Consider the following 6,233-nt stretch of genomic DNA (forward strand, 5'->3'; position numbering starts at 1 on the left):
CTTTACTGCGCGGCCATGGCCGCTCGCCGGAGCAAGCGTTGGGCAGGGGTCTATCAGGCTTATCTGGATCGAGGGCTGGCAACTACCCAAGCGTTAGTCATCCTGGCGCGCAAACTGGTTCGTATCGCCTTCGCGCTTATGAAAAATGGCACCGACTATCAGCCGGCCCCTGCCTCATGAAGACTGGGGTGGACAACATAGAATCTCCTACAGCGGTTTGATAGCAACGTTAGTGTTAAATGGTAAAGCCACCATCAACCACAACACACTCGCCGGTCACGAAGCTGGAGGCATCGGAAACCAGATAGAGAACTGTGCCGGCCATTTCCTTGGGTTCCGCGTGGCGGCCCATGGGGATCTGGCTGAGAGCCTGTTTGTAGATGTCTTCGTTGGTGAACAGGGCACCGGCGAACTTGGTTTTGGTCAGGCCCGGCAGCAAGGCATTCACACGCACGTTGAACTGTGCACATTCCTTGGCGAAAGACTTGGTCATGCTGATCACGGCCGCTTTGGAGATGGAATACACGCCCTGGCCTTCACCCGGGGTAAGACCATTCACCGAGGCAGTATTGACGATGGCACCACCACCGTGCTCGCGCATCAACTTAGCCCCCTCTACGGACATGTAGAAATAGCCACGCAGGTTCACGTCGACCGTCTTGTCAAAAGCATCCACCGGGGTATCCAGGATGTGGCCGAAGTACGGGTTCGCGGCAGCGTTATTCACAAGAATGTCCAGCTTGCCGTGCACTTCGCGGATATGGGAAAACACCGCTTCGATCTGCGCCAGTTCGCCCACATGGCAGGCAAACGCTTCCGCGCTGCCGCCATCGGCCTTGATGGCATCCGCCACCGCCTGGCAGCCATCAATTTTTCGGCTGGACACAATCACATGGGCGCCCTGCTCTGCCAGCAGACGGGCAATTTCTTCACCAATACCCCGGCTAGCGCCGGTCACCAGGGCAATTTTGCCCTCAAGATTAAAAAGGCTCGTGCTCATTACTACTCTCCCGATTGAAATTGACGCAGCACGCTTCAGATAACACACGGCAACACGAATCGGAGCCAGGCCAAACGTCCAGCCCTGACACTGCGCTGCAAATTCTATTCTTGATTTACCGTGTTGCCTGTTGCGTGCAACGTGAAGCGGCCTTTTATGCCCCTTCGTTAATAATCTGCATGGCCATGGAAGCCAGCGGTTCTACCAGCGCCCCCACTTCGGCGGCCTGTTTGTTGGATGCATTACCGTCTTCAGCCCGTTTCGCCACACCCTGACAGATAGCAGCAAGACGGAAAAAACTGAATGCCAGATAGAATTCCCAGTTGTCGATATGGGAAATACCCCGGCGTTCGCAGTACATGGCCACGTATTCTTTCTCGCTGGGAATACCCAGCTCGGTACGGTCCTTACCTTGCAGGCCAGCCATCTTGGCGCCGCGCTGCGGCATCCGCATCCCCATGCACTGGTAAGCCAGATCTGCCAGTGGGTGACCCAGTGTGGACAATTCCCAGTCCAGTACTGCAATGACTTCGGGCTTGCCGGGGTGCCACATCATGTTGTCCAGGCGGTAATCCCCGTGCACCAGAGACACCTGGCCATCATCCTCGGGCTGGCTGGCCTGCAACCACTCGATCAGCGAATCCATTGCAGGGATTTCCTGCAACTTGGACGCTTCGTATTGTTGGGTCCAGCGGCCCAGCTGGCGCTCAAAATAATTGCCCGGCTTGCCGTAATCCGTCAGGCCGACGGCTTCCAGGTCCACACTGTGCAAGGCTGCCAGCACCCGGTTCATTTCCGAATACATCTGCGCACGCACCGCATTGCCTGTATCGCCCTCACCCGCCTCGGGAAGGGCTGCACTCCACAAAATGCGGCCTTCACAGAACTCCATCACGTAAAACATGGAGCCGATAACATCGCGGTCTTCACACAGGTGCAGCACATTGGGCACCGGTACATCGGTGTCTTTCAATGCGGCCATAACACGAAATTCGCGATCGACCGCATGGGCGGACTTGAGCAGTTTGCCCGGCGGCTGGCGACGCAGCACATAGGAGCCGGAGGCGGCAGTGATCTTGAAGGTGGGGTTGGACTGGCCCCCCTCGAACTTGTCGGCTTGGACAGGACCTTTGAAGCCATCAATGTGTTGTTCAAGGTATTCAGCCAGTTTCTGCGTATCCAGTGTATCCACCTGGGACATGGAGCTCTCCTGTTCTTCTCTGTTCTGCTGCGCAAATAGCAAAGCCCGGAGCGGGTTTAACGCTCCGGGCCAGCACCCGAAATCAGGCGAATTGTTTAGCCATGTTCCGACCCAGCTGCATCATGTGCACCTGGTCCGGGCCATCGGCCAGACGCAGGGTGCGCGCATAGCTAAAGAAGTTAACCAGCGGCGTATCCTGGCTCAGGCCCACAGCACCGTGGATCTGAATCGCCCGATCGATGACATTTAACGCCATATTCGGGGCAATCACCTTGATCATAGCGATCAAATCCTTGGCGTCTTTGTTACCTGCACGGTCCATGGCGTCTGCCGCTTTCAGCGTCAGCAGCCGGGCCTGCTCGATTTCGCAGTAGGATTTGGCAATATCTTCACGCACGGAGCCCTGCTTGCTCATGGGTGCACCAAACACCTCCCGTTGGTTTACCCGTTTGCACATTAGCTCGAAGGCTTCCTGGGCAGCACCGATCAGGCGCATGCAGTGATGAATCCGACCCGGGCCAAGGCGGCCCTGTGCGATTTCAAAGCCACGGCCTTCACCAAGAATCATATTGGCCTTGGGCACACGCACATTATCGAAAATAACCTCCGCGTGGCCTTCCGGTGCATCGTTGTAACCAAACACCTGCATCGGGCGAACAATATTGACGCCGGGGGTATTGGTGGGCACCAGAATCTGCGACTGCTGCTGATGCCGGTTGGGGTTGTCCGGGCTGCTCTTGCCCATCACGATCATGATTTCACAGGTCTTGCGCATAGCCCCACTGATATAGAACTTGCGGCCATTGATCACGTAGTCATCACCGTCTTCGGTGATCCGCGTTTCAATGTTGGTAGCATCGGAGGACGCCACTTCCGGTTCGGTCATGGCAAAGGCACTACGAATCCGGCCTTCCAGCAACGGCTGCAGCCACGCCTTTTTCTGGGCTTCGTTGCCGTACTTGGCCAGCACTTCCATATTGCCGGTATCCGGAGCCGCGCAGTTGAACGCCTCGGAAGCAATACGGCTGCGGCCCATTTCCTCGGCCAGGGGCGCATATTCCAGGTTGCTCAGGCCGGCACTGTATTCCCCGTACTCCTTGGGCAAGAACAGGTTCCACAGACCTTTGGCTTTGGCTTTTTCCTTCAGCTCATCCATGATCGGCGGGGTTTCCCACGGGCTTTTTTCCAACTGCTCGTGGTACAACCCTTCCACCGGGCGAATTTCGGTGTTGATGAAATCGCGCACCTGGGCGATCAATGTCTGCATTTTTTCTGTGTACTGAAAATCCATGAAACTCTCCCATTGAAAAATGCGGCACGCAGCACGCCTCACGCTACAGGCAAAGGCGCCATCAAGGGTGCTGAATGTCTTTCTTTAATAATAAGTAATCGCCTCGAAACGGTCCGGGCGATCCAGATGCGGCACGTTATTGAAACTGGCCATGCGCACCACCTTTTGATTGAAGAAACCGTGGCTCACGCTGCTGTTGCGGATCTGCAGGTTCAACTCCACCACGGCGTCATCCGACGCACCCAGAACGTGCCTGATAAACATAGCCATGGCACCGCCGGAGCTGACAATCAGCACCCGGTCCTTGTCGCTGTATTGCCGTTGGATATGCTCGCGAGCGGCAGCCACCCGGCCGGAGAAGCCCTGCCAGGTTTCTGGCAAATCACCGGTCAAGGTGTCCATGCGCCAGTGTTTCATGGCGGTCTTCAGCGCCTTGTAGAAAGCCGCGACCGGGGCGCCCTCACCGGGCACCTGATCCGGGTGCTGGGTGAGATAGGCATCCACCAGCGACTGGAAATCGAATTCGTTAAGCCCCGGCTGAATGTCTTCAGGCAAGGCCACACCCAGGCCTTCGCAAATGCCGGCGCCGGTTTCCCGGTGGCGTACCAGATTTCCGCACACCAGGGCATCAAAGCCCATATCCCGTTCGGCAAAATACTCGCCCAGCCAGCGTGCCTGCTGGTGACCCAGTTCGGAAAGGCGATCGTAATTATCGGTGCCGAACGACGCTTGCCCGTGGCGGACAAGATAAAACTGGGTCATGCGCGAATCCTCTGAGCTGAAAAGCGATGGGACCAGCCTAGATCAGGGCCATTAGTTAGTGAAATTGATATTTTGCATCCCGCTAAATAAATTTCATGCATCCATGCATGGCTATTATTTGGAACACTGTTCCGATATTGTCCATGGTTTTCCCTTTCCGGAGATGCGCCATGACGGAGCTGACACTGACCAGCGGATTTATTCAAACCCGCGAGCACAACGCCGTTCTACACGTCACCCTGGATCGCGCCGACAAGCTCAACGCGCTCAATGTGGCAATGTATGAAGACCTCACCGCAGCGGTACAACACCTGGCCGCACGGGATGACCTGAATGCGCTGCTCATTACCGCCAACGGCCGCAGCTACTGCGCGGGCAACGACATCAAGGATTTTTTGCAAGCCGACCCGGCCAGCCGTGATGAGGGAAAACTGAGCCCGGCCATGATTCTCGTCCATGCCCTTATGGCCCTGGATAAACCGATCATCATGGCGGTACAGGGCAACGCCACCGGTATTGGCACCACCATGTTGCTGCACGCGGATCTGGTGATCGCCGCCGATGACGCCCGCTTCCACACCGCCTTCATTAACCTGGGGCTGGTGCCCGAAGCCGGCTCCAGCCTGATACTCCCCGCCCTGATTGGCCGCCAGAACGCCAACCGCTTGCTGCTGGCCGGCGATACGTTTAGCGCAGAGGAAGCCGAACGAATGGGGCTGATTGCCTATAGAACCGGGGTGGATGAGCTGGCTTCAGAAGCACTGGCGCTGGCGCAGAGGCTGGCAGAGAAAACTCCCGCGGCCATCGCCCTGACCAAACAGCTGACACGCCTGAGCGACGCCGCCATCAAGGCGCAGATAGAAAAGGAAAGTGTGTTGTTTGCGCAAAGGATGTTCAGTGAGGATACCCGGGAGCGCTTCGCGGGCTTCATGAAAAAATAACCTGCCGGGACGCTTTTTGATCGCGCAGTGGCCGCCCGATATTACGGGCGGTGAGAGCCCGGGAAAGGCATCGCGGGTTTTCCCTGCCAGTAGAGGAAACCCGCGATTATTTCATCACCCCGCGCAGCGCCACCTGCACCACTTCGTTGACCAGCTCGGCCAGCTGCTCGGCCGTTTCCCCTTCGCGATGGTGGTACCAGTTGATCACCGAGTTCATTGCCCCGAATACCGGCTTGATCGACACCCTGGGGCGGCTGGCCTGCATCGTGCCGTTACTCATCCCCTCTTCCAGCACCGCCATGAACATCGCCTCACACTGGCTACGGCGGGACTGCAAATCGGTTAGCTGATCCCGCTGCTCGGCAGTGGTGCTGTTACGCAAGACCATTTGCACCGCTTCCGAGACAGTGCGCTGATAAGGCTGGGTACGAATCAGGGTATGCACATAGCGGCGCGCCATTTCCGTAAACCGCTCTGGGGCAGGCAGGTCGGATGCTGCCACCGGCTCCAGTTCTTCAAACAGGGCATCCATGGCGCGATGATGGATCTCGAAGAACAGCTCGGCCTTGGAGCTGAAATAGTGGTACACCATCCCCTTGGTGGCAGAAAGGCGACGGGCAATATCGTCAATGCTGGTCGCATTGAACCCCCGCTCCATAAAACACAACGCCGCCGCGTCAAGAATCGCTTCACGGGGTTCGTTTACCAGTGCTTCATTCGGATTCGCCATACGCTTCCTTCCTCTCACCCTTAACCTTTATGCGCCCTTCACCCTCCGGGCATGCTGACTTGGGGCGCCCTGCAACCGGCTTTCTCTTTGCTTTTCAGCTCCCGGGACGGTTTGCGGCCGAAGTCTGACACAAGTTCCGAAGCGCACCATTGACCGCACAGCAAGCCGTGACGGATTTCCCGCCCTAGATGGCGCTTTTGACCCTTTACGGCTGATTACGCCGCTCGCATACTGACTCTTTTTAAAATAACGTTTTGAAATTTGGCCTCGGTGGGCATTGTCCGGGCCAGCAACGGGAGAGCACCATG

The 6,233-nt window shown here is 57.0% G+C and carries 6 protein-coding genes and 1 pseudogene; 2 read left to right on the forward strand and 5 right to left on the reverse strand.

Annotated elements, in window-relative coordinates:
• Window positions 1-180, forward strand: a pseudogene (locus tag A3754_RS09810) (IS110 family transposase); the annotation flags it as partial.
• Between the two features lie 55 nt (window positions 181-235).
• On the opposite strand, the gene A3754_RS09815 reads toward A3754_RS09810, so the two are convergent.
• The 4 genes from A3754_RS09815 to A3754_RS09830 all read right to left on the reverse strand — a co-directional run bounded on the left by A3754_RS09815 (window position 236) and on the right by A3754_RS09830 (window position 4,254).
• Window positions 236-1,000 carry an SDR family oxidoreductase gene (locus tag A3754_RS09815; protein WP_063519524.1) on the reverse strand — a complete coding sequence of 255 codons (765 nt, stop codon included), beginning with the start codon at window positions 998-1,000 and terminating at the stop codon, window positions 236-238.
• Between the two features lie 154 nt (window positions 1,001-1,154).
• Window positions 1,155-2,201, reverse strand: coding sequence for a phosphotransferase family protein (locus tag A3754_RS09820; RefSeq protein WP_063519525.1), 1,047 nt, complete (start codon window positions 2,199-2,201; stop codon window positions 1,155-1,157).
• 82 nt (window positions 2,202-2,283) lie between these two features.
• On the reverse strand, window positions 2,284-3,492 hold the full coding sequence (locus A3754_RS09825; protein WP_063519526.1) for an acyl-CoA dehydrogenase family protein: 1,209 nt from the start codon (window positions 3,490-3,492) through the stop codon (window positions 2,284-2,286).
• An 84-nt stretch (window positions 3,493-3,576) separates the two neighbouring features.
• The gene (locus A3754_RS09830) at window positions 3,577-4,254 is read right to left on the reverse strand and encodes a histidine phosphatase family protein (RefSeq protein WP_063519527.1); all 678 of its coding nucleotides are present in this window, start codon (window positions 4,252-4,254) and stop codon (window positions 3,577-3,579) included.
• Window positions 4,255-4,424: 170 nt separating this feature from the next.
• Between A3754_RS09830 and A3754_RS09835 the strand changes: the two genes are divergently transcribed.
• Complete coding sequence (locus A3754_RS09835) at window positions 4,425-5,195, forward strand: enoyl-CoA hydratase/isomerase family protein (RefSeq protein WP_063519528.1); 771 nt, start codon at window positions 4,425-4,427, stop codon at window positions 5,193-5,195.
• A gap of 106 nt (window positions 5,196-5,301) precedes the next feature.
• Here the strand turns inward: A3754_RS09835 and A3754_RS09840 are convergent, their stop codons facing one another.
• Entirely contained in the window at window positions 5,302-5,925 is a 624-nt protein-coding gene (locus A3754_RS09840) for a TetR/AcrR family transcriptional regulator (RefSeq protein WP_063519529.1), read from the reverse strand.
• Window positions 5,926-6,233 lie beyond the last annotated feature (308 nt).

The sequence above is a fragment of the Alcanivorax sp. HI0083 genome, assembly GCF_001635175.1.